Raw genomic sequence first — 21,106 nt, 5'->3', positions numbered from 1 at the left:
TCATTGGGGATGAATAAAACCCCAATGATTAAAGTTTGATTTTATCGTAACAACTCTAAAGGTAGAGTGCAATAATGGAAGTTTTCCAATTTACGATAGTTGTTTTGCTGTGGAACGAGAAAATAGTATTTCTAGCAAGATTGCCATTACAGATCCAAGAACGAGACCGTTACTTAAAAAAGATGCTAGAAATGGTGGAAGTGTGGAATATGCTCCTGCTGGAACAAACATAACCCCGACTCCTGTAAAGATGGAAAGACCGGCTACTTTAAATAATCGTTCTTTATCCTGGACAGTTTCGTATTCTCGAAAGGCGAGGCCAATCATGCTTGCGAATACAGGATAAATAGCGGCATAACCAACTGCAACTGGGATTGCTGCAAAGAATGAAGTGATCTTTGGGAATATACTAACGGCAATAATAAAGCTTGATCCTAATATAAATGGAAGGCGTTTATAAATATTAGTCGTTGCAATAAATCCTGCTGATCCAGAAATAGCAACAGGTCCAATAGCTGAAAATAGACCGCCTAGCAATTGATTTATTCCCGTTATAATGCCAGCTTGTTTAAAGCGATCTGGAGCTGCATCTGTTTCGTATTTAGAAACAACCTTTTGTACAACACGAATACTTGCTAACATATTTGTTAGAAGTAATAGTGTAACGAAAATGACTGTAATTGCCATGTTCCATTCAACGCGAGGCATTCCGAAAACGAATAGAGATGGAAGCCGGATTATGTCTGTTACAGGTGTTACAGGATTAGATAATCCGAAGCATGCAAATAAAATCCAGCCGCAGACAATACTGAAGAGAACGGAATATTGTCCAATAATAGGTAGCTTCATAACGAAAAAGGATAGTAAAATAACAATGAGTGAAAGAATAAATACTTTTGGTTGTACTTCTGTATGTTGTCCATCAAGACCAAACATTCCTTTTAAGAAGGAGCCACTGAGTTGCGTGACAAGAAGAAATAAATATGTTCCAATAACTGTCGGTGTAAAGTAGCGAACTAGTTTATCAATGAGTCCAAAAACGCTAAGAATAATGCAAATAATACCGCTTAATAAGAAAGCATATTGAAGAACTTTAAGTGTCTCATTGCTTGATCCAAATAATATGACGCCTAAACTTGCGTAAAGGGAGAAAATTCCCCACCAAAGGCCAGCAGGACCTTCTTGAATAGGAAGTTTATGCCCAAATATAGCTTGCAAGAGACCAGCAAAGCCTAGAACAAATAATGTTCTTTGTATGAATGCGATAGCTTCAGCGCCATCAAGACCATAACTAGTTGCGACACTAATTGGTACAATAAGGCTTCCTGCTAAAATAAATAGTGCCCATTGTAAGGCGGAAAGAAATGTCTTCATTATATCAACCTCTTTCATAGATTCCGTATCTAGTATATACGTATTTTATTTCCACTGGCAAAGATTGTAGATAGAGAAAAGAGTTGAAACACGATATGAATGCACGTAAGCAATTATGGATAGCTGTTGTATGTATGACCTTTGTTGTAATTTTAGGAACACTAGGATTTATGACAATTGAAGAGATTAGTTTGTTTCAAGCATTTTGGATGACGATGATTACTGTATTGACTGTTGGATACGGAGATGCCGTTCCTGTAACGCAAGCAGGGAAAGTATTTGCGCTCCTTATTATTCCTGTTGGTGTTGGTATTGTTACATATGCAATTGGAGTAGTGGCAGCTATAATTATTGAAGGGAATTTATTTCATGCAGTGCGGAGGAAGAAGATGGATAAACAAATAGCACAGTTACAAAATCACATTATAGTATGTGGTTGCGGTAGAGTGGGGCTTCAAGTTGTACATGAATTGCAAGAAAAGAAAATTCCATTTGTTGTTGTCGATAAAGATGAAAGCATATTAGAGAAGGAAAAGCTTTTGTATATACATGGAGATGCGACGGAGGATCAAGTTTTACATCATGCTGGAATTTCAAAAGCGGCTGGTTTAGTTGCTATTGTTGCAAATGATGCTGAAAATGTATTTATTACATTAACGGCAAGAGGATTAAACGATGCAATTAAAATTGTAGCAAGAGCGGAAAAGCAAGAAACCGAAGAAAAATTAAGGCGTGCTGGTGCAAATAAGGTTATTAATCCATCTAGTATGGCAGGAATTCATATTGCAAAAGGTATTGCGAATCCGCTAACAGTTCATTATATTGATACAGTACTGTATGGAATAGAGCAATCATTTGTAATTGAAGAAATTTCAGTCGGAAACGATTCTATCTTAGTCAATAAATCGTTACTAGAGAGTGATGTGAGAAATCAATTTGATGTAACAATTTTAGCGATTTTGAGAAGTGGGGATATTATACATAATCCGACGGGGCAGGAAAAATTGCAAGAACATGATATGATAATAGTATTTGGTTCAGTAGAGAAGCTGGGGCAATTTGAGAAAGAACTACAAAGTACGAGGTGATAAGGAATGCAAATATCGAGCGATAAGATTTTAAATAAAATGGCGAATGAAATTGCAAAGGCAAAAAGTAGTGAAGGACAAAAATCAAAAGATCATTTATTAGTTGTGCGTGCTTTATGCGATTTACTATTAGATGAACAGGTTGAATCTTCTACGTATAGAGAGCCGCAAATTCAATCGCAAGTAATTAGATCGCAGCCTATAACAACAGTTCAACCAGTTCAACCAGTTATACCGGTTTCTGGAGAACCTGTGTATATAAAAGAAGAAGGGGCAAATGGTAATTCTTTATTTGATTTTTAAGGATTAAATCGTTTGGCTTATATGAAAAAATTGCTTATGATAAAAGTAAAAAAGGGGAATTAAGATGAAAATTTTCTTTTTACTAGGTTGTATTGCAGCGGGGCTATCTGTTGCGTTAGGAGCCTTTGGGGCACATGGTTTAGAAAATAAAATTTCTGCGAAAATGTTAGAAGTTTGGAAAACAGGCGTTACATATCAAATGTTTCATGCAGGTGGACTATTCGTAGTTGCTCTATTGATGGATAAGATTCAATCATCACTTTTAACTACTGCTGGTTGGCTTATGGTAGCTGGGATGATTATGTTCTCAGGTAGTCTTTACGCACTAAGTACGACAGGTATTAAGTTCTTTGGTCCAATTACACCTCTTGGTGGTGTAGCGTTTATTGTGGCGTGGATTTTAGTAGGAACTGCAGTAGTAAAAGGGTTATAAAAAAACAAAAGCTGGCATTTGCCAGCTTTTTTTTATGGTCTCGGAGCATAAGTTGCTTGTTGACTAGGTAAATACGTAATCTCTTCTGGGAATTCTACATAATCTAAGTAGATCATTAATAGTAAAAAACGTTTCCCTGATTGTGGTTCACTAATAACGATATGATCACGTCCGGCCGCTTCGATAATCCCTGTATAAGATTGTGTACCGAGCGAGCTACCACGCTCATAAGTCATTACAACTGTAGCTTGCTTTCCTTTATTTAAGCGAAGAATGTTTTCAATGTATGATTGCTCGAGCGGTAACATCCCTTGAGAAACTGCAAGTTGAGCCTGAGCAGCTTGTTGTTGCATTGCTTGCTGTTGTTGCTGTTGCTGCGCGGTCATTTGTTGCGGTTGTACGTAAGTGCCTGATGGTTGATAAAAACCTGTTCCATAGTACGGGTTTTGTTGCTGTGCCATTCAAAAATCCCTCCTCATTTTCATTCCCTAATATACGCTTGGACAGTCTCCGGCAGATGGCTGGAAGAAGCAGTGCTTTTTAAAGCGACCAGAATTTTGTTGGTCATACCAAGTTGGCGGACAAGGACCTTCAGGCCTAAAAAACCATAAGGCAAAGTTAGCGGGCCAAAAACGTTGTCCTTGAATGGTCCGTCTTGCTAATGCGATATCTTGCTCCCTCGCTCGCTGATAAAAATATCCTTTTTGAGTTGCCTCAAAACCACCAGGATTTTGATAAACCATTTGACGTAAATTACGTATCCTTTTAAAATCTAAACAATTTCCACGGACACGATTTACCCCAACGTTTCCGACCATTAGCATTCCTTGTTGCCCTTCTCCTTCGGCTTCAGCACGCATCAGTCTAGCTAATAACTTTACATCTTCTTCGTTATAAGCAATAACACCCATTATGTGTCACCTCTCTTTGTGGAATACCTTTTGGAAAGAGGTTTATCCCGCATTAATGGGCAGTAAGACTCCCACCTTGAAATTTGGCTGGAGCAAAGAAGGTGGGTGGGAGATCAAACTGCCCCTAAACGCCCGATTGGTGAAGGCTAATAATCAGTGGGGGATGAACAAAACCCCCACTGATTAAAGTTTCACTTTATCTCTAGATGAAGTGTGGAACAATTACTAGTTCATACGTATGAGGAAAAGGACTCAGATATGACAACCAAACGAAGTTTTACATTGAGAGAGGAAAATAAAAAAGCTAGCGTGTGCTAGCTTTTTATCATTAAAATATTTTGGACCATAAGTTTGAGAAGAAATCACCAACGGAACGCATTGTTAATACGAACCAATTTGCTTTTTCTACTTCTTCTGTCGTTTTTGCAGCAACCTTCATGCTCTTATTTCCATCTAAGAAACCATATTTATCAGTTGATTCTAAAACGATGGAACCCACCTTTGTATCTTTCTTAATAGGAGCAATTAAATGTCCATCTTCAGCGAGTGACTTATCTGCTTCAGTAGAAATTTTGTAAGGTGACTTGTCACCCTTTTTCGCAATTACTGTTATTTCTTTTTCAGGTGCAACAGTTACTTGATCTGCTTTCCCTTTTACTACAGAGATTGTATTATTTTTATCAATTTTCAGCTTTTGTTTTTTGAAGCTATTAAATCCATATTCAATTAATGCACGAGATTCTGTGAAACGTTCGTCCATTGATTTTGTCTTAATAATAACGGAAATAAGACGTAAATCACCACGTTTTGCTGTAATAGTGAATCCATATCCAGCCGTATCAGAACTTCCTGTTTTCAAACCATCTGACCCTTCATAAGCGAAAGCAGCACCTGGTAACATCCAGTTCCAGTTTTCCATACGAATTGGCTTCGGATGATTATCCGGGAAGTTTCTAAATCTTTGTTTTGTATCCTCTAGCATTTCTGGATACTTTGTAATAATTGTTTTTGAAAGAATACCCATATCGCGAGCTGACATGGAGTTTTCTCCATTCGGATCAGTTCCTTCAGGATGTTTCCCTTTTAAATCAGCGTTATTTAACCCAGTAGCGTTTACAAATTTATATTTCTTTAACCCTAGTTTTTTTGCATGGTCATTTGCAAGATTTAAGAAGTTTTTTTCGCTTCCTGCAAGAAGTTCTGCTAAAGCAATACTAGATCCATTCGCAGAGAAGATAACGATAGAATGATATAATTCTTTTACAGTATATTGACGTCCTTTTTCAAACGGTACGTTAGAGAATTCGTTATTACGAGAGACTTCATAAGCATAATCAGAAATATTTACTTTTGTATCCCAAGTAATTTTCCCTTCTTTAATTGCCTCTAAAACAGCATAAACAACAATTAATTTTGACATACTAGCGATAGCTAGTAATTCATCTGGATTTTGCTCATGCAGTATTTTTCCTGTATCTGCATCAAATAGAAGTGCAGCGGCTGCCTCAATATGTATTTTTTCTTCCGCATGGGATGTTGTTACTACTAAGGAATAAATTGACAATAAAAGCAATAGTAAAATAGACAAGATTTTCTTCATATAGATTATCACCTTCGCATCGGTATTTAGCATATAGCTCGTATCATTTTAGCATAATTTTATATATAAAAAGGTTACAATTTTACAAGAAATTTGAAAAGAATTTGTCGATTTTTGTTCAAATTTGCGGAGAAAAGAAGTTTTTTGAGGAGAAATATAGAGGATAATAAAAAAAGGAACGAAATTCGTTCCTTTTTCACTATTTATATGTGTAAAAATTTTTCTACTTTTTCGTTCGGTAAAATGTTTCCAACGAAAAATGTTCCGAATTCACCATAACGAGCACTTACTTCATCGAAGCGCATTTCATATATAAGTTTCTTAAATTGAAGAACATCATCAGCGAATAATGTTACGCCCCACTCGAAATCGTCGAATCCGACTGATCCTGAAATAACTTGGCGTACTTTACCTGCGTACTGTCGACCAATTTTACTATGACTGTACATCATTTTTTTACGTTCTTCCATAGGAAGCATGTACCAGTTGTCATCACCTTGGCGACGCTTGTCCATTGGATAGAAGCAAATATGATTTGCTTTTGGTAATTCAGGATATAAGCGAGCTAAAATTTGTGGGTTTTGGTATGGATCTTCATCAGCTGGAAGATAGTTGCTTAGTTCAACAACAGATACGTAAGAATATGCAGGAACCATATATTCAGCTAATGTTGTTTTATTTAATTCTGTTTCAATTTCATTTAATTCTTCCATTGTTGGACGTAAAATCATAAGCATAATATCAGCTTTTTGACCAACAACTGTATACATTGCGTGACTACCTTTTTTTGCAGTAGCTACTTCGTTCCATTTTTCAACGACATTTAAAAATTCAGACACAGCTTGTCCGCGTTCGTCGCTAGATAATGTTTTCCATGCAGCCCAATCAATAGAACGTAAATCATGTAGACAATACCAGCCATCTAACGTTGTTGTTGCTTCACTCATTCTATTCACCTCAGTTAATGATAGTTTTACACGTTAACTATAGCATATATAGTTTTAAAATCATCTATATAAAGTTCCGGCACATAAAATTGTCATATTTATATTTATTAGAAATCGGGAGAAAATAAGGCTTAAGTAGGACGTATTTTTCGGCTGAATTTTATGAAAATATAATCATTTTCATTTTATCTATTTTTTGGGAGCTATAAGTTTAAAATATAGAGGAAAAGCAGTATTCTTAAAGATAGAGTTTTTTAACATATGTAGGAGGGTTTATTCGTGAGCAACTTATTTACAACAGTAAAAGAAAAAGTTCAAGGAAAAGGCATTTCTATCGTACTTCCTGAAGGAACTGATGAAAGAATTTTAGGCGCTGCAGAGCGTTTAGCAAAAGAAGAGTTAGTAAAACCAATTTTAGTTGGTAATAAAGAAGAAATTAGCGCAAAAGCTGCTAGCATGAATTTAACATTAGCAGGCGTTGATATTTATGACCCAGCTACATACGAAGAAATGGATGCAATGGTAGCATCTTTCGTTGAACGCCGTAAAGGTAAAGCAACTGAAGAAGACGCTCGTAAAATCCTTAAAGACGAAAACTACTTCGGTACAATGCTTGTATACATGGGCAAAGCACATGGTTTAGTAAGTGGTGCAGCTCACTCTACAGCTGATACAGTTCGTCCAGCACTTCAAATTATTAAAACAAAACCAGGCGTTACAAAAACTTCTGGCGTATTCATCATGGTACGCGAAGAAGAGAAATATGTATTCGCTGATTGCGCAATTAACATTGCACCAAACAGTCAAGATTTAGCTGAAATTGGTATTGAAAGTGCGAAAACTGCTGAACTATTTGGCATTGACCCACGCGTTGCTATGTTAAGCTTCTCTACAAAAGGTTCTGCGAAATCTCCAGAAACAGAAAAAGTTGTAGAAGCAACTCGCATTGCAAAAGAAATGGCTCCAGAATTAACTTTAGATGGAGAATTCCAATTCGATGCTGCATTCGTACCATCTGTAGCTGAGAAAAAAGCTCCAGGTTCTACAATTAAAGGTGATGCTAACGTATTCGTATTCCCAAGCTTAGAAGCTGGTAATATTGGCTACAAAATCGCTCAACGCTTAGGTAACTTCGAAGCAGTAGGACCGATCTTACAAGGTTTAAACATGCCTGTAAATGATCTATCTCGTGGATGTAACGAAGAAGAAGTATACAAGTTAGCTTTAATTACAGCAGCTCAAGCACTTTAATTCTATAATGAATTGCTATGAAAAATGACCACCCTTAGGGTGGTCATTTTTATTTTTCTAAGCCAAGTGCTTTATTATTACGATCAATAATACGCTGTAAATTCGTCTCATATAAAGGAACTTCATCTACTGTTAATTGAGATGGTGTTAACTTTGGAGCGAATTGCTGTAATGTTTTTAAAAGACGCATCATTAAATCTTGTACTGTAATTGTTTCACCAAGTAATTCTGAGAGTGAGGCCATTGTACTCGGTACAATTTCGGGATACGTGAAGCGTGTTTCTTCTCCTTGAATTGCTACATTGTAAAAGTCGCGAACAAGCGCAGCGCGTTCCGATCCGCTTCCTGTAGCACATAAGTAAATTTGTACAGCAACCCCACCGCGAATACGGCGCTGAGAAATACCTGCGAATTTTTGGTCGCGAATACTTAAATCATAGCTACCAGGACAATAAGAACCAACAATTTCTTTTGCCTCGATTGTAACGTCGTAATCTTTTAACATTTCCTTAATTAAATGCCACATTGTATCGTATCCCAGATCAATATCGATACCTTTTTCTGTTTCTTGGAATAAAAGTGATACGTTTAACACACCTTCATCAAGTACGACCGCAAGTCCACCGGAATTACGAACGATAACATTGAAGTTGTTTTCTTTTAAAAAGGAAATACCTTCTTCTAAGTGTGGTAGGCGTGAATCTTGAATGCCGAGAACGATTGTATTGTGATGAACCCAAGAACGCATTGTTGCAGCGGATGCGCCATTCCCAATACTTGTGCATAATGTGTCATCCATTGCGAATGATTGCAAGGCATGGAATGTCGGTCCTAAACTAGACTGATCTACAATACGCCACTCTGGCTGAGATAAAATTGAACGGGAATTGCTCATATAACTAACCCCTTATCTTTAAAATGACAATCTCTATTATAGCAAAAAATGATGAAAGGAGTTTTCCCATATATAAAGAGAGATTTTAAAGTAAAAGAAGCGTGTGTGCTTGAAGTGAAATAATAAAAAGGATGCATTGCATGCATCCTTTTTATTCTGCAATTTTTTCTAAATTACCGTTTCGATCCATTCGGAAAGAAGTTTGCGAACGTTCCTCATCATCCATTACTGCTAATTTACGAGCGCGGTTCATAATATTCATAAGTGTTTCGTAATCCTCTTGTACAGTATGAGATTGTTGTTCTAATTTTTCTAGTTTCTTTTCTAGTTCTTCATTTCGCAAGATTTGTGATTTAATTTCTTGTTTCAATCTCGTATTCTCGTTTTCAAGACCGGTTACTTTTATATTTGAAGATCCAACAGTTTGTAAAAAGTAAATAACATCTTGCATTGTGATAGAGCTTTTTACAGCAGGGATAGTAGGCTCTTGATATAGACTAGCTTCTTTATATTGTACAGTTGTTTCCTCTTGTACTAGTTCTTCATAATCAGTTATCGCTCCTGAAGCTGGTGGTGTATAAAGTAAACGTTTTTTCGCTTGTTCACCGCTCGCAGCACGCATTTTATCTTTACGATGTTTTTTTGCTAGTTGAAGAGCCTGCTCATAACTATAGCGAACAACGGCATTCCAGCGGAAACCACAAGCAGCGGATGTGCGATTTAACTGATCTCCTACCTCCTCAAATGCATTTAATTGCGTACTTCCTTCTCTAACATGGCGAAGTACCGTTTCAGCAAGTAATAAATCATCCTCGTCTGTCCAAGCATCTTGTCTTACTTTCATAGATTCAACTCCCTTTCTTTTTATGAACTTCCTATTTTTATAATGGGCAAAAAAATGTGCTTTTATACAAAGCTTTTAAAAATATGGTAGATTTCGATGAAAGGAATAAAGTGAAACTTTAATCAGTGAAAGTTTTTTCCGTCTCCCGCTGATTATTAGGGGTTTTTACGGGCAGTGGATTTTCTACCTAACTCTCTCTCATTCGCCGAATTTTAAGGCGGAAGTCTTACTGCACGCAAACAGCGGGATAAATTTTGCCAAGAATGATGGAAGCTTCTGTAGGAGAGCATAAAAATATGTAGCTTTATATGAAGGAAAGAGCGTCGCAAGGAAACTTGCAACGAGCTTAAAAGAGCGGTAAAATACCATTTAGTGTTTATTTTTAAATGTACTTGAGAAAAGTTTAAAATAGAGGAAGTGTTATATAATGGGAAACGAATTTCGTGTGTGCGATGATTGTCAGGCAACGAACGTTAAAACGTTAATTCCGAAGTTAAAAAAAGTAGATTCATGTGCAACGATTGAAGTTGCATGCCAGTCTTACTGTGGTCCTGGTCGTAAAAAATCATTCGCATTTGTAAATAATCGTCCAGTTGCAGCTCCAACAGAAGATGAATTAATTGTAAAAATTGAAGCAAAGTTAAATAAGTAAGAAAAAGAAGAGTGAACAGACTACTCTTCTTTTTTTATACCCATAAGAAGAATGAGTTATTCTATGGAAGCTTAATTGGTTATTACTGATAGTCAGTGACAGATGGACATCAACTGTTCATTACATTGTCAATTTATATGAATTTGTATTTCGAAATAATGGTTGACAGCCTTTTGAAGCGGTGGGTAGAATAGAAAGTGTCTGATTCTGATAATCATTATCAAGAATAAGCCAATTCACCTATTTTTTTATTACTATTTGAGAATAAATTTCATTTTATTAAATATATGTTGTTGGTTAGGATGGTTGAGGGATGGAAGCGAGCGCAAGGAGTGTAGAACAACAAGATGAGAGTGTTAAAGAGATTAAGAGCAGGCCGCTCATCGCTTCTATTATTTTAGTAGCGGGTACAATTTTGTTAGCTTTAAGCATGGCAGTTTCTATTTCGTTTGGCGCGGCAGATATTAGTTTAAAGACTGTATGGCAAGCTGTGTTTCAGTTTGACGGATCTATTACGCATCATAACGTAATTCAAGAACTTCGCATGCCTAGAGCAATAGGGGGCGTAGTTGCAGGTGCCTTTTTAGCAGTATCAGGAGCAATTATGCAAGGTATGACGCGAAATCCACTTGCATCACCATCGTTAATGGGGATTACAGATGGCGCTGTATTCGGGATTGCAATTATGTATGCATTCTTCCCTAATTCACCTTATTTAATGTTTGTTATCGCATCTTTTATTGGAGCTGCGTTTGGCGCAAGTATTGTATATGGAATTGGGTCTTCTTCACCAGGTGGATTAACACCTGTGAAATTAGCTTTAGCAGGTGCAGCAATTAGTGCTTTATTAGGGGCAATTTCATCTGGAATTGCGCTGTATTTCAATCTTGCCCAAGAGGTGAGTATGTGGAATGCAGGCGGAGTTGCTGGAGTGAAATGGCAAAGTATTAATATGTTAGTGCCAATTGGTCTAGTTTGTCTCTTTATTGCAATTATGATGTCGAGGTATATTACAATCTTGAGCTTCGGTGAAGAAATTGCGATTGGACTTGGTCAAAATACGACATTAATTAAATTTATCGGAACAGTACTTGTTCTTGTGTTAACAGGTTCTGCAGTTTCTATGGCAGGGTCAGTTGGGTTTGTTGGTCTTGTAATTCCACATATGACTCGTTTCCTAGTAGGCTCAGACTATAGATGGGTTATTCCATGTTCTGCAGTCTTAGGTGGATTGTTAATTGAGTGTGCAGATATGTTATCTCGCGTTATTAATCCACCATTTGAAACGCCAATTGGAGCAATTACAGCGCTAATTGGGGTTCCATTCTTCCTCTACTTAGCACGTAACGAAGGGAGAGGAAAAATGTGAGGACGAGCATTTTAACAAAAAAGAACGTTTCTGTTTTAACAATTTTAGTAGGATTAATCATTTCTATATTTCTTATTAGTTTAAATACAGGAACTTTTAAAATACCACCAATGGATGTATTAAAGTCATTGGTTGGACTCGGGGCTGAAGATCAGTCAGTTATTTTATTTGAATTTCGTATGCCGCGTATGGTTATCGCTATATTAGTAGGATCTGCGTTAGCCATGTCAGGTGCAATTCTGCAAGGACTATCAAGAAATCCACTTGCTGATCCAGGTATTATAGGTATTAACGCTGGAGCGGGATTAACGGTTGTTATATTCGTCTACTTTTTCTTTGGAAAAGTTGGGACAGGTACATTTTTATCTGTATTTATCCTTCCATTTTTCGCCCTAGTTGGTGCGATATTAGCGGCAGTTATTATTTACTTATTAGCATGGAAAGACGGCGTTTCATCGACTCGATTAATACTTGTTGGTATTGCCGTTGCGGCTGGATTTGGTGCCGTTAGTTTAATTTTCTCTATGAAGATGACATCTAACGATTTTCGTTTTGCTACGATTTGGTTAGCAGGAAGTCTCTGGGGTACAGATTGGAAATTCGTATTAAGTGTACTTCCATGGATGGTTATTTTCTTACCGCTTGCTATTAGTAAAGCACACATATTAAATGTAATGAATTTAGGCGACTCTACAGCTGTTGGCCTTGGTGTAAACGTAGAAAAAGAAAGACGTAAATTATTATTTATTGCAGTTTGTTTAGCTGGTGCATCTGTTGCGGTGGCGGGCGGAATAGGTTTTATCGGTTTAATGGCTCCTCATTTAGCGAGACGCCTTGTTGGTGGTAAACATCAAATCATGTTACCAACTGCAGCATTAATAGGAACGTTCTTGCTTTTATTTGCAGATGTAATTTCAAGAAGTGTGTTGCCAACTTCAGAAATACCGGTCGGTCTTGTTATTTCTGTAATTGGTGCACCATATTTCATATATTTACTTATGAGGACAAAATAAAGGGAGGCTTTTTGTATGGCAACTTTAGCAGTTGATTCGGTATCTGTTGGCTATAATGAAGGATTAATTATTGATGGATTAACAGTTGAAATTCCGGAAGGAAAAATTACAACGATTATTGGACCAAATGGTTGTGGGAAATCCACATTATTAAAAACGGCTTCTCGTATTTTGAAGGCGAAAAAAGGTACTGTTTATCTTGATGGAAAAGCAATTGAGAAACAGCCAACGAAAGAAATCGCAAAGAAAATGGCGATCTTACCACAAACTGCAGAAGTGCCAACAGGCCTTACTGTGTTTGAACTTGTTTCATATGGACGTTTTCCTCATCAAAAAGGATTTGGAACATTGAAAGAAGAAGACTATCGCTACATTCATTGGGCACTTGAAGTGACGGGAATGACAGAGTTCGCAAATCGTTCAGCAGAAGCCTTATCAGGTGGTCAACGTCAACGGGTATGGATTGCGATGGCTCTTGCACAAGGAACAGATTTACTTGTATTAGATGAACCAACGACATATTTAGATATGGCACATCAACTTGAAGTATTAAACTTACTGAAGAAATTGAACCAAGAAGAAGGTAGGACAATTGTGATGGTTATTCACGATTTAAATCATGCTTCTCGTTTCTCTGATCATATGATTGCATTAAAAGCAGGTAAGTTAATGAAACAAGGAACGCCAGATGAGGTTATGACAAGTGAAACACTTCGTAACGTGTTTGAGATTGAAGCGCAAATCGTTCCATGTCCAGTAAACTGTAAACCGATTTGTTTAACATATGATTTAGCGATGATTAGTAATCAATTGCGTAAAAAAGCATAAGTAGAACCCCCTCGTAAAGAGGGGGACTTCTAATGGACGTTGAGCTTCTTACTTATAAATGGGAAGTTGAACGCCCGTTAGAATGGGTCATTAACAACGGTTAATAAATATATATTGATTAATTGTTATTTTTGTTTCTTATAGTTCATCCTAAATTATAAGATAAATACAGCCAGAAGGAGTGGGAACATGAAGAATTTTAAAATGGCACTATTAGCAATGGTACTAGTGGTTACTTCTGTACTATTTGCAGCTTGTTCTAACAAAGAAGAAGAAAAGAAAGCAGATGCGAAGACTGAAGAGCGCACTGTAAAACATGCAAAAGGGGAGATTAAAATCCCTGCAAATCCAAAGAAAATTGCTGACCTTAGTGGTTCAACAGAAGAATTATTAATCTTTGGTATGAAACCAATTATTACAGCTAATACATCTCAAGAAAAAATTGATGCACATATTGCAAATAAATTAAAAGACGTTAAACCAGTTGGTTCTGCTTGGGGCGATAAAATTAACATCGAAGCAGTAGCTGCTGCAAAACCAGACTTAATTCTTGTAAATAATCGTCAAGAAAAGATTTACGATCAATTATCTAAAATTGCACCAACAGTTATGTTAAACACTCCATTAGATCAATGGCGTCCAAAGTTTGAAGAAGTAGGCCAAATTCTTGGTAAAGAGAAAGAAACAAAAGAATGGTTTAAAAAGTATGATGAAAAAGCAAGCAAATTACATGATAAAATTATCGCTAAAACTGGTGATGCAACATTCATGAAAATGGCTGCATATCCAAATGCATTCCGTGTATATGGTGACTACGGTTACGGTAGCGTAATCTTTAATGATTTAAAATTACCAGCAGTTAAAGGTACACCAACTGATAAACCATTAGTACAAGTACAAAAAGAAGCTTTAATCGATTACAACCCAGATTACTTATTTGTATTTACAACGGGTGACGGTTCTCAGCGTCTAAAAGAATTCCAAGAAGAATCAATTTGGAAAAACATGAATGCTGTTAAAAATAACCACGTATTTACAATTAAAAATGAAGATCTAAACAAAGGTTACTTCCCACTAGGAAAAGAAATGATCTTAGATGAAGTTGCTGAGTTCGTTTTAGGAAAATAATGTATAAAAAGAAATCGCTTTTACTTCGGTAAAGGTGATTTTTTCTTTATATAAGGGCAATTAATACAGTCTTTCATTTCTTTCTGTTTCCTATTTCGTTTATAATATATAGTAAGAATGCAGTAAAGAAAGGGGGATGTCGAAAAGTGGTATATTTAAACGACAAACTCAGCGAAACAAAAGTGTTTAAAGACCCAGTACATAAATATGTGCACGTGCGTGATCGTGTTATTTGGGATTTAATCGGAACGAAAGAATTTCAACGCTTGCGCCGTATTAAGCAGCTTGGAACAACATTTTTTACATTTCACGGTGCAGAGCATAGTCGCTTTACTCATTCGTTAGGTGTATATGAAATTATTCGTCGTATGATTGATGATGTGTTTGATGGCAGACCGAACTGGAATGCTGAAGATAGATTGTTATGTTTATGTGCGGCATTACTTCATGATGTCGGTCACGGCCCATTTTCTCATTCGTTTGAAAAAGTATTTTCATTAGATCATGAGAAATTTACGCAAAAGATTATCGTAGGAGATACGGAAATTAATCGTGTATTAAGTCGTGTGGATAAGGACTTCCCGCAAAAAGTGGCAGATGTAATTGCGAAAACATCTACTAATAAATTAGCGATTAGTATGATTTCAAGTCAAATTGATGCAGATCGTATGGATTATTTATTAAGAGATGCTTATTTCACAGGTGTAAAGTACGGGAACTTTGATATGGAACGTATATTGCGTGTCATGCGTCCGTATGGGAATCAAGTAGTTATTAAAAATAGTGGTATGCATGCTGTTGAGCATTATATTATGAGCCGTTATCAAATGTATTGGCAAGTATATTTCCATCCGGTAACGCGCAGTGCAGAAGTTATTTTAACGAAGATTTTACACCGTGCTAAATCATTGCATGAGAAGTATTATGCGTTTAAAAATCATCCTGTTCATTTCTATTCTTTGTTTGAAGAAGAAGTGACAGTAGAGGATTATTTAAAGCTAGACGAGAACGTAATGTATTATTACTTCCAAGTATGGCAAGACGAAGAAGATCCAATTTTAAGTGACTTATGCCGTCGTTTTATGAATCGAAATCTATTTAAATATGTAGAGTTTACAGATAAGCACGGTTTAGATAATTGGATGGAGCTAAGCAGCTTATTTAAAAAGATTGGACTAGATCCAGAGTATTATTTAGTTGTTGATTCAACATCGGATTTACCATATGACTTTTATCGCGCAGGAGAAGAGGAAGAGCGTCTGCCAATCTTACTCCTTATGCCGAACGGGGAACTTAGAGAGCTTTCACGTGAATCGGATATTGTTGAGGCGATTACGGGGAAGAAGAGAACGGACCAAAAGTTATTCTATCCGCATGATTTAATCTATGAAGATGGAAGAAAAGGAAAATATAAAGAGAGAATTATCGAGTTGTTAGAAGGCAAAAAATAAGAAGCAGCTAATGGCTGCTTCTTATGAAAGAACTTGAAATTATTTGTCGCTTAAGCGTTTTCCGCCAACTGCATAATGGTTTTTAGACATTTCTTCGATGAAAACAACGATGTTTTCTTCAGGAGCACCAGTTGTTTCGCTTACTGCTGCTGTTACTTTCTCAGCAAGAGCTTTCTTTTGTTCCTCTGTGCGTCCTTCTAGCATTTTCACTGTTACGTATGGCATGTACAATCGCTCCTTTTATGTAAGTTACACTCTTATTATAGCGGATTATGGGGAAGAACAATCGGAAAAAAATAATTTCTTTTTTGACATATTGAAGAGGAGATGAAGTATGGATCAGTTATTTAGATATCCATTGCACGAAATTCCGTTAGTAGCAATGGCGATTATTATTGCACTATCCGTTCATGAATTTGCACATGCATATGTGGCATATAAATTTGGGGACGATACAGCGAAAAAACAAGGACGTTTAACGTTATCACCGATGGCCCATTTAGATCCTATCGGGATGATTGCAGTATTAATTCTTGGATTCGGTTGGGCAAGACCGGTGCCTGTTAACCCGTATAACTTTAAAAGACCACGTCTTGCAGGGATATTAGTTTCTATTGCAGGACCGATTAGTAACTTAATTTTAAGTGCGATTGGTTTAATTATTTGGTATAGCTTATTAACATTTGGCGTACTAGACTCAATTCCATTTGCAGTAGCAGATACATTAGGTCGATTCTTCCAAATTTTTATTATGCTTAATATCGTTTTACTTGTATTTAACTTATTACCGATTCCGCCACTTGATGGATATCGCGTTGTGGAAGATTTAGCACCAGCAAATATTCGTGCGAAAATGACACAGTATGAAAAATATGGAGCAATTGCGTTATTAATTCTTGTTATTACACCGCTTAGCAATTACACAATTCAACCTATTTTCAATGTTGTCATTCCGTATGTATTCGTATTTTTACAAAGTATCATTGCGCCTATTTTTGGGCTTTTATAATTTTTAAGTGAGGAGGAAGTTACATATGACAGAGAAAAAGAAGAAAATCGGTTTTAATATCGTGAAAAATGATTCAACAGATGGACATGGTGGATTTGGTGTTGGGGCATTAAGCTTAGAAAACATTTCACCTGTATTTGTTGATGTACTAGAGAAAACTGCATTCGTTGATATCGGTGCGATGCATGCGCGTAGTACGGTAGAAAAAGGAATTAAGTTTTTAACAAATAAAGATGACGTTCCAAACGGAAAACCATTTTGGCTTGTTTGGGTAACAATTGAAAGAACACCGAACGGTGCTTATTACGCAGGGGTAACAGCTTGTGAAATGACAGTAGACCGTGAAATTCGCCGCGGATATAAATCACTTCCAGAGCATGTAAACAAAATGGATAAATCATTGAAGCGTCACATTATGGTTGAACATATGGATGAATCTTCTAAAAAAGTACTTGGTACGTTCTTGAAAGAACATAATGAAGCGATTTGGAACGAGTCTAGTGAAGAATTGCGTCATGCATTATTAAGTGAATAAAAAAATAGCTGACGGATGTCCGTCAGCTATTTTTTTTACCAAGGAAGATATTTTTTCCACCAACTTGTTTTTTTCTTTTCTTCACTTGTTTTTTCAAATTCCTCTTTATCATCGACATGATCCATACAATATTCAGTAGGCTCGGTGCCTTTGGCGAAATACATTTTAACTGAAATTGGACAGTTCTTTGTAGCGATCTTGCCGTTTTCTGGGTTAATATTAACGGCTACGACATCACTTGGTTGTTTAAAATCCTTTTTAGGCTGTCCATCTAAGCCTTTCTCCATCGTATCGGTCCATATTTTTTTCGCATATCCTTGTTCTGCTACGTTTGAAATAGATTTAGGTTGATCGTATCCAACCCATACACCAGTTACAATTTGCGGAGTGAATCCAATCATCCAACTATCGGTTTCAGTAGAACCAGACTTTCCGGCATATGTTCTTGATAGTTTTGATAACATAGATTGACCAGTTACAGCGGCATAACTGCTTAGTTTTTTATTAAACATACCAGTCATCATTTCTTCCATCACAAACGCTTTGCTCTTATCGAGAACTTGTTTGCTCTCCAAATGAGCATCGTATAACATGTTCCCTTCATGATCCATAATACGGCGAATAAAGATAGGTTTTACTTCTTTTCCACCGTTTGCGAACATACTATAAGCATTCACCATTTCAATTGGTTTTACAGGAGACGTACCGAGAGCTAGGGAAGGCACATCTTTTAATGCACTCTTAATTCCGAATTGCTTCGCTGTTTTTGCGAGCGTGTCATCACCTAAAAATAAATTTGTTTTCACAGCGTATATGTTATCAGAGACTGCGAGAGCTTGTGCCATCGTTACGAAATCATCTGCGTAATAATCTTTATAGTTTTTCGGTTTATACTTTGAAACACCGTCACCTAAAGTGAATACAGTGTATTCGCTTTTTAAGCGCGTAGCAGGGGTGAATCCTCGTTCCAAAGCTGCGTAATATAGAAAGGGTTTAAATGTAGATCCAGGCTGACGGACGGCTTGTGTAGCCCTGTTAAATTGACTCGTATTATAATCAGTTCCTCCAACAAGAGCAGCCACTTCACCTGTTTTTGGATTCATAGAGACGAGGGCAGTTTGTATGTTTGCTGTTTCAGGTATATGATCTTTGACAGCTTGTTCTGCTACAGATTGTAACTTAGGATCTAACGTTGTATAAATACGTAAGCCACCTCGTTGTAAGGCTTGCTCATCCAGTCCGATATCCCGAAGAAGAGAAGCTTGTACAGCATCTTGGAAATAAGGCGCAACCTCTGCTACTTTTTTCGTATCAAGCGAGGCAAAAGTTAGCGGTTCCTTTTTTGCAGAAGCTGCTTGCTGCTTCGTAATATAACCTTGTTCTACCATTTCATCTAATATGAGAGATTGACGTCCTTTAGCACGTTCTTCTTTTAAAAAGGGAGAGTAGACACTAGGTCCTTTCGGGATTCCTGCAAGCATACTGGCTTCTGCTAATGTTAATTCTTTTGCTGTTTTATCGAAATATAGACGAGACGCAGCTTCGATGCCATAAGCACCATGTCCGTAATAAATTGTATTTAAATAACCTTCTAAAATATGATTTTTATTATAATTCACTTCAAGGCGGACAGTATACATTGCCTCTAATAGTTTCCGTTTCCACGTTTTATCATGATCTAAATATAGATTACGTGCGTATTGTTGTGTAATTGTACTAGCACCTTGCACTTTTGCCATCGCTTTTAAATCAGCAACAATTGCACCTGCAATACGTTTCATATCGAAGCCATGATGCTTATAAAATCTTTGGTCTTCAATAGAAAGTGTCGCTTCTTTTACATAGGGGGAAATTTCATTAAGAGAGACATTGTAACGCTTTTGTATTTCGTTACTTTGTCCAATAACTGTATCATCATTCGCGTAAAAGACGCTTGTTTGCGGGACTGCGACAGGAGGTGGTCCCATAATTTTCGCAACTATAATAATAACAAAAAAGGAAAAAACGAAAAAAAGAACACAAGAAAACATTACGGTGAAGAAAAGACGTTTATATTTTTTAAGTTTTGGATTCATAGTTTGATTCATCTTTTTCAGCCCCTCATTAATACAAACATTATTGTATTAGTATTGAGGATTTTCATTTATTTTAAACAATGAAATTTTGAAAACAAAAAAGCCCCTTCAATTAAGAAAGGAGCTCAAAGGCACGTGCTGGCCAATCGGTGATGATGACATCTACACCATAATCAATTATCGTTTGTAAATCTTTGTATTCGTTAATTGTATAAGGGCGGAAAACGTACCCTTGTTTTTGTGCTAACTGTACGAATTCTTTAGTTAGTAGCTGAAAGTTTGGATGTAAACCAGTTGCTTCTCTAATTTTTGCTTCAGCAATAGGATCAGCAAGTGGCGTATCATATAAAATTGCCCTTGGGATTTCAGGAGCTATTTCTGCTAATAATGAAACAGAGTCATGGTTAAATGATGAGAATACAATTTGATTAGAAAGATGATATTCACGAACAAGTGCAACAACTTTCTCTTCAATATTTGGGTAGTGAATCACATCTGTTTTTAATTCGATATTTAGTTGTAAGTTCGTTGTGGAAAGCCAGATGAAAACTTCGCGTAACGTTGGGATTTTTGCTTCATGGAAAGAAGGATCTTTATGGCTACCAGCGTCCAATGATTGTAGTTCCTCTACCGTTTTTTCAGAAACAATCCCTGCGCCATTTGTTGTGCGATCAACTGTTTCATCGTGGATTACGACAAGTTCGCCATCTTTTGATAGATGAACATCAAGTTCAATCCCATGAGCGCCAATGCGTTCAGCTTCTTGGAAGGCGATCATCGTATTTTCTGGATGTGTTCCTTTTACCCCGCGGTGAGCGAAAATAAGTGGTTTATTCATGTGAAAATCTCCTTATCATCTCTTTTCCTTCATTATGAAACCGCTATGAGAAAAATACAATTTATATGAAAAAAATTTACAAAAGTCTAACAGTTGCACAAAAGTTAACGTTAACGTAAAATGTAATAATTGAGTGAAGGGAGGAATAAACATGTATAAAATTGATGAAGTAACAAAGCAAGTTGGTTTAACAAAGCGTACACTTCGTTATTATGAGGAAATTGGTTTAATTCATCCCCCGGAGCGTAGTGAGGGGAACATTCGGCTTTATACGGATGAGGATATTGCAAGAATTAAAAGGATCGTGGAAGCGAAAGAAGTATTAGGAATCACGCTTCAAGAAATGCAACATTTCTTATCGTTAAAAGAAAGAATGGAACAAAGAAGAAATAGCGAGAATCCTCGCGATCGCGAAGTGATTCAAGAAATTAAAGATATGCTTGAGAAACAAGTGCAAACGTTGGATGAAAAAATGGAGCAAATGCAGCGTGTAAAGGCAGAACTTGAAGATAGTTTACATCGTGCAGTGACATTTTTAGAGAGCATAAAAGGAGAATGATTG

General features: G+C 36.7%; 23 protein-coding genes. 13 read left to right on the top strand and 10 right to left on the bottom strand.

The window, feature by feature from the left end; all coding sequences use genetic code 11:
* Positions 1-90 precede the first annotated feature (90 nt).
* Positions 91-1,374, bottom strand: coding sequence for a purine/pyrimidine permease (locus ACUN26_RS23405; protein WP_000847016.1), 1,284 nt, complete (start codon positions 1,372-1,374; stop codon positions 91-93).
* Between the two features lie 95 nt (positions 1,375-1,469).
* On the opposite strand from ACUN26_RS23405, the gene ACUN26_RS23400 reads away from it, so the two are divergent.
* The 3 genes from ACUN26_RS23400 to ACUN26_RS23390 all read left to right on the top strand — a co-directional run bounded on the left by ACUN26_RS23400 (position 1,470) and on the right by ACUN26_RS23390 (position 3,198).
* Positions 1,470-2,462, top strand: coding sequence for a potassium channel family protein (locus ACUN26_RS23400; RefSeq protein WP_000994012.1), 993 nt, complete (start codon positions 1,470-1,472; stop codon positions 2,460-2,462).
* Positions 2,463-2,468: 6 nt separating this feature from the next.
* Positions 2,469-2,765: a YwdI family protein gene (locus tag ACUN26_RS23395; RefSeq protein ID WP_001167342.1), complete on the top strand. Its 297-nt coding sequence runs from the start codon at positions 2,469-2,471 to the stop codon at positions 2,763-2,765.
* A gap of 64 nt (positions 2,766-2,829) precedes the next feature.
* Positions 2,830-3,198, top strand: coding sequence for a DUF423 domain-containing protein (locus ACUN26_RS23390; RefSeq protein WP_000688313.1), 369 nt, complete (start codon positions 2,830-2,832; stop codon positions 3,196-3,198).
* A 32-nt stretch (positions 3,199-3,230) separates the two neighbouring features.
* Here the strand turns inward: ACUN26_RS23390 and gerQ are convergent, their stop codons facing one another.
* The 4 genes from gerQ to hemQ all read right to left on the bottom strand — a co-directional run bounded on the left by gerQ (position 3,231) and on the right by hemQ (position 6,656).
* A complete protein-coding gene (gerQ, locus tag ACUN26_RS23385) occupies positions 3,231-3,659 on the bottom strand; it encodes a spore coat protein GerQ (protein ID WP_000068641.1) in 429 nt (142 codons plus the stop codon).
* Positions 3,660-3,686: 27 nt separating this feature from the next.
* Positions 3,687-4,109: a cell wall hydrolase CwlJ gene (gene cwlJ, locus ACUN26_RS23380; protein ID WP_000538166.1), complete on the bottom strand. Its 423-nt coding sequence runs from the start codon at positions 4,107-4,109 to the stop codon at positions 3,687-3,689.
* Between the two features lie 328 nt (positions 4,110-4,437).
* Entirely contained in the window at positions 4,438-5,709 is a 1,272-nt protein-coding gene (locus ACUN26_RS23375) for a serine hydrolase (RefSeq protein WP_000722862.1), read from the bottom strand.
* 203 nt (positions 5,710-5,912) lie between these two features.
* Positions 5,913-6,656: a hydrogen peroxide-dependent heme synthase gene (hemQ, locus tag ACUN26_RS23370; RefSeq protein WP_001287596.1), complete on the bottom strand. Its 744-nt coding sequence runs from the start codon at positions 6,654-6,656 to the stop codon at positions 5,913-5,915.
* Between the two features lie 279 nt (positions 6,657-6,935).
* Here hemQ and pta point away from each other — a divergent pair, with 279 nt between their 5' ends.
* The gene (pta, locus tag ACUN26_RS23365) at positions 6,936-7,907 is read left to right on the top strand and encodes a phosphate acetyltransferase (protein WP_000067215.1); all 972 of its coding nucleotides are present in this window, start codon (positions 6,936-6,938) and stop codon (positions 7,905-7,907) included.
* A 49-nt stretch (positions 7,908-7,956) separates the two neighbouring features.
* Here pta and ACUN26_RS23360 read toward each other — a convergent pair whose 3' ends face one another.
* Together ACUN26_RS23360 and ACUN26_RS23355 are read right to left on the bottom strand one after the other, a co-directional pair.
* On the bottom strand, positions 7,957-8,802 hold the full coding sequence (locus tag ACUN26_RS23360; RefSeq protein ID WP_000071939.1) for a lipoate--protein ligase family protein: 846 nt from the start codon (positions 8,800-8,802) through the stop codon (positions 7,957-7,959).
* A gap of 151 nt (positions 8,803-8,953) precedes the next feature.
* Complete coding sequence (locus ACUN26_RS23355) at positions 8,954-9,646, bottom strand: RsfA family transcriptional regulator (RefSeq protein WP_000868366.1); 693 nt, start codon at positions 9,644-9,646, stop codon at positions 8,954-8,956.
* 427 nt (positions 9,647-10,073) lie between these two features.
* Between ACUN26_RS23355 and ACUN26_RS23350 the strand changes: the two genes are divergently transcribed.
* From ACUN26_RS23350 to ACUN26_RS23325, 6 genes are all read left to right on the top strand, one after another.
* Positions 10,074-10,298, top strand: coding sequence for a DUF1450 domain-containing protein (locus tag ACUN26_RS23350; protein WP_000526075.1), 225 nt, complete (start codon positions 10,074-10,076; stop codon positions 10,296-10,298).
* Positions 10,299-10,611: 313 nt separating this feature from the next.
* Positions 10,612-11,667 (top strand): FecCD family ABC transporter permease, encoded by a 1,056-nt coding sequence (locus ACUN26_RS23345; RefSeq protein ID WP_000388290.1) that lies wholly within the window; start codon positions 10,612-10,614, stop codon positions 11,665-11,667.
* Positions 11,664-12,680 (top strand): FecCD family ABC transporter permease, encoded by a 1,017-nt coding sequence (locus tag ACUN26_RS23340; protein WP_001260585.1) that lies wholly within the window; start codon positions 11,664-11,666, stop codon positions 12,678-12,680. Before ACUN26_RS23345 ends, ACUN26_RS23340 begins: the two co-directional genes overlap by 4 nt.
* Before the next feature lie 15 nt (positions 12,681-12,695).
* Positions 12,696-13,508 carry an ABC transporter ATP-binding protein gene (locus ACUN26_RS23335; RefSeq protein WP_000212075.1) on the top strand — a complete coding sequence of 271 codons (813 nt, stop codon included), beginning with the start codon at positions 12,696-12,698 and terminating at the stop codon, positions 13,506-13,508.
* Between the two features lie 189 nt (positions 13,509-13,697).
* Positions 13,698-14,636 (top strand): ABC transporter substrate-binding protein, encoded by a 939-nt coding sequence (locus ACUN26_RS23330; protein WP_000787722.1) that lies wholly within the window; start codon positions 13,698-13,700, stop codon positions 14,634-14,636.
* Between the two features lie 146 nt (positions 14,637-14,782).
* Positions 14,783-16,087 carry an HD domain-containing protein gene (locus ACUN26_RS23325; protein WP_000262735.1) on the top strand — a complete coding sequence of 435 codons (1,305 nt, stop codon included), beginning with the start codon at positions 14,783-14,785 and terminating at the stop codon, positions 16,085-16,087.
* A 39-nt stretch (positions 16,088-16,126) separates the two neighbouring features.
* On the opposite strand, the gene ACUN26_RS23320 is transcribed toward ACUN26_RS23325, so the two are convergent.
* Positions 16,127-16,312: a 2-hydroxymuconate tautomerase gene (locus ACUN26_RS23320; protein WP_001147171.1), complete on the bottom strand. Its 186-nt coding sequence runs from the start codon at positions 16,310-16,312 to the stop codon at positions 16,127-16,129.
* 109 nt (positions 16,313-16,421) lie between these two features.
* Between ACUN26_RS23320 and ACUN26_RS23315 the strand changes: the two genes are divergently transcribed.
* Complete coding sequence (locus ACUN26_RS23315; RefSeq protein ID WP_000372440.1) at positions 16,422-17,096, top strand: site-2 protease family protein; 675 nt, start codon at positions 16,422-16,424, stop codon at positions 17,094-17,096.
* Positions 17,097-17,121: 25 nt separating this feature from the next.
* Positions 17,122-17,631, top strand: a complete 510-nt coding sequence (locus ACUN26_RS23310; protein ID WP_000136676.1) for a YwhD family protein — start codon at positions 17,122-17,124, stop codon at positions 17,629-17,631.
* A gap of 35 nt (positions 17,632-17,666) precedes the next feature.
* On the opposite strand, the gene ACUN26_RS23305 is transcribed toward ACUN26_RS23310, so the two are convergent.
* Together ACUN26_RS23305 and ACUN26_RS23300 are read right to left on the bottom strand one after the other, a co-directional pair.
* Positions 17,667-19,718 (bottom strand): transglycosylase domain-containing protein, encoded by a 2,052-nt coding sequence (locus tag ACUN26_RS23305; RefSeq protein ID WP_001077069.1) that lies wholly within the window; start codon positions 19,716-19,718, stop codon positions 17,667-17,669.
* A 100-nt stretch (positions 19,719-19,818) separates the two neighbouring features.
* Positions 19,819-20,544 (bottom strand): glycerophosphodiester phosphodiesterase, encoded by a 726-nt coding sequence (locus ACUN26_RS23300; RefSeq protein ID WP_001039753.1) that lies wholly within the window; start codon positions 20,542-20,544, stop codon positions 19,819-19,821.
* A 151-nt stretch (positions 20,545-20,695) separates the two neighbouring features.
* Here ACUN26_RS23300 and ACUN26_RS23295 point away from each other — a divergent pair, with 151 nt between their 5' ends.
* Positions 20,696-21,103 carry a MerR family transcriptional regulator gene (locus tag ACUN26_RS23295; RefSeq protein WP_000276559.1) on the top strand — a complete coding sequence of 136 codons (408 nt, stop codon included), beginning with the start codon at positions 20,696-20,698 and terminating at the stop codon, positions 21,101-21,103.
* The last annotated feature ends 3 nt before the right edge of the window (positions 21,104-21,106 follow it).

It is taken from the genome of Bacillus sp. WC2503 (genome assembly GCF_052682895.1).
The sequence above is the reverse complement of the archived record's forward strand: the minus strand, read 5'-3'. Positions and strand labels throughout refer to the sequence as shown.

Excerpts from the sequence above, each read along its gene's own strand:
- ACUN26_RS23405 (WP_000847016.1), bottom strand. The coding sequence starts at position 1,374 with ATGAAGACATTTCTTTCCGCCTTACAATGGGCACTATTTATTTTAGCA.
- ACUN26_RS23400 (WP_000994012.1), top strand. The coding sequence starts at position 1,470 with ATGAATGCACGTAAGCAATTATGGATAGCTGTTGTATGTATGACCTTT.
- ACUN26_RS23395 (WP_001167342.1), top strand. The coding sequence starts at position 2,469 with ATGCAAATATCGAGCGATAAGATTTTAAATAAAATGGCGAATGAAATT.
- ACUN26_RS23390 (WP_000688313.1), top strand. The coding sequence starts at position 2,830 with ATGAAAATTTTCTTTTTACTAGGTTGTATTGCAGCGGGGCTATCTGTT.
- gerQ (WP_000068641.1), bottom strand. The coding sequence starts at position 3,659 with ATGGCACAGCAACAAAACCCGTACTATGGAACAGGTTTTTATCAACCA.
- cwlJ (WP_000538166.1), bottom strand. The coding sequence starts at position 4,109 with ATGGGTGTTATTGCTTATAACGAAGAAGATGTAAAGTTATTAGCTAGA.
- ACUN26_RS23375 (WP_000722862.1), bottom strand. The coding sequence starts at position 5,709 with ATGAAGAAAATCTTGTCTATTTTACTATTGCTTTTATTGTCAATTTAT.
- hemQ (WP_001287596.1), bottom strand. The coding sequence starts at position 6,656 with ATGAGTGAAGCAACAACAACGTTAGATGGCTGGTATTGTCTACATGAT.
- ACUN26_RS23360 (WP_000071939.1), bottom strand. The coding sequence starts at position 8,802 with ATGAGCAATTCCCGTTCAATTTTATCTCAGCCAGAGTGGCGTATTGTA.
- ACUN26_RS23355 (WP_000868366.1), bottom strand. The coding sequence starts at position 9,646 with ATGAAAGTAAGACAAGATGCTTGGACAGACGAGGATGATTTATTACTT.
- ACUN26_RS23350 (WP_000526075.1), top strand. The coding sequence starts at position 10,074 with ATGGGAAACGAATTTCGTGTGTGCGATGATTGTCAGGCAACGAACGTT.
- ACUN26_RS23345 (WP_000388290.1), top strand. The coding sequence starts at position 10,612 with ATGGAAGCGAGCGCAAGGAGTGTAGAACAACAAGATGAGAGTGTTAAA.
- ACUN26_RS23335 (WP_000212075.1), top strand. The coding sequence starts at position 12,696 with ATGGCAACTTTAGCAGTTGATTCGGTATCTGTTGGCTATAATGAAGGA.
- ACUN26_RS23330 (WP_000787722.1), top strand. The coding sequence starts at position 13,698 with ATGAAGAATTTTAAAATGGCACTATTAGCAATGGTACTAGTGGTTACT.
- ACUN26_RS23320 (WP_001147171.1), bottom strand. The coding sequence starts at position 16,312 with ATGCCATACGTAACAGTGAAAATGCTAGAAGGACGCACAGAGGAACAA.
- ACUN26_RS23315 (WP_000372440.1), top strand. The coding sequence starts at position 16,422 with ATGGATCAGTTATTTAGATATCCATTGCACGAAATTCCGTTAGTAGCA.
- ACUN26_RS23310 (WP_000136676.1), top strand. The coding sequence starts at position 17,122 with ATGACAGAGAAAAAGAAGAAAATCGGTTTTAATATCGTGAAAAATGAT.
- ACUN26_RS23305 (WP_001077069.1), bottom strand. The coding sequence starts at position 19,718 with ATGAATCAAACTATGAATCCAAAACTTAAAAAATATAAACGTCTTTTC.
- ACUN26_RS23300 (WP_001039753.1), bottom strand. The coding sequence starts at position 20,544 with ATGAATAAACCACTTATTTTCGCTCACCGCGGGGTAAAAGGAACACAT.
- ACUN26_RS23295 (WP_000276559.1), top strand. The coding sequence starts at position 20,696 with ATGTATAAAATTGATGAAGTAACAAAGCAAGTTGGTTTAACAAAGCGT.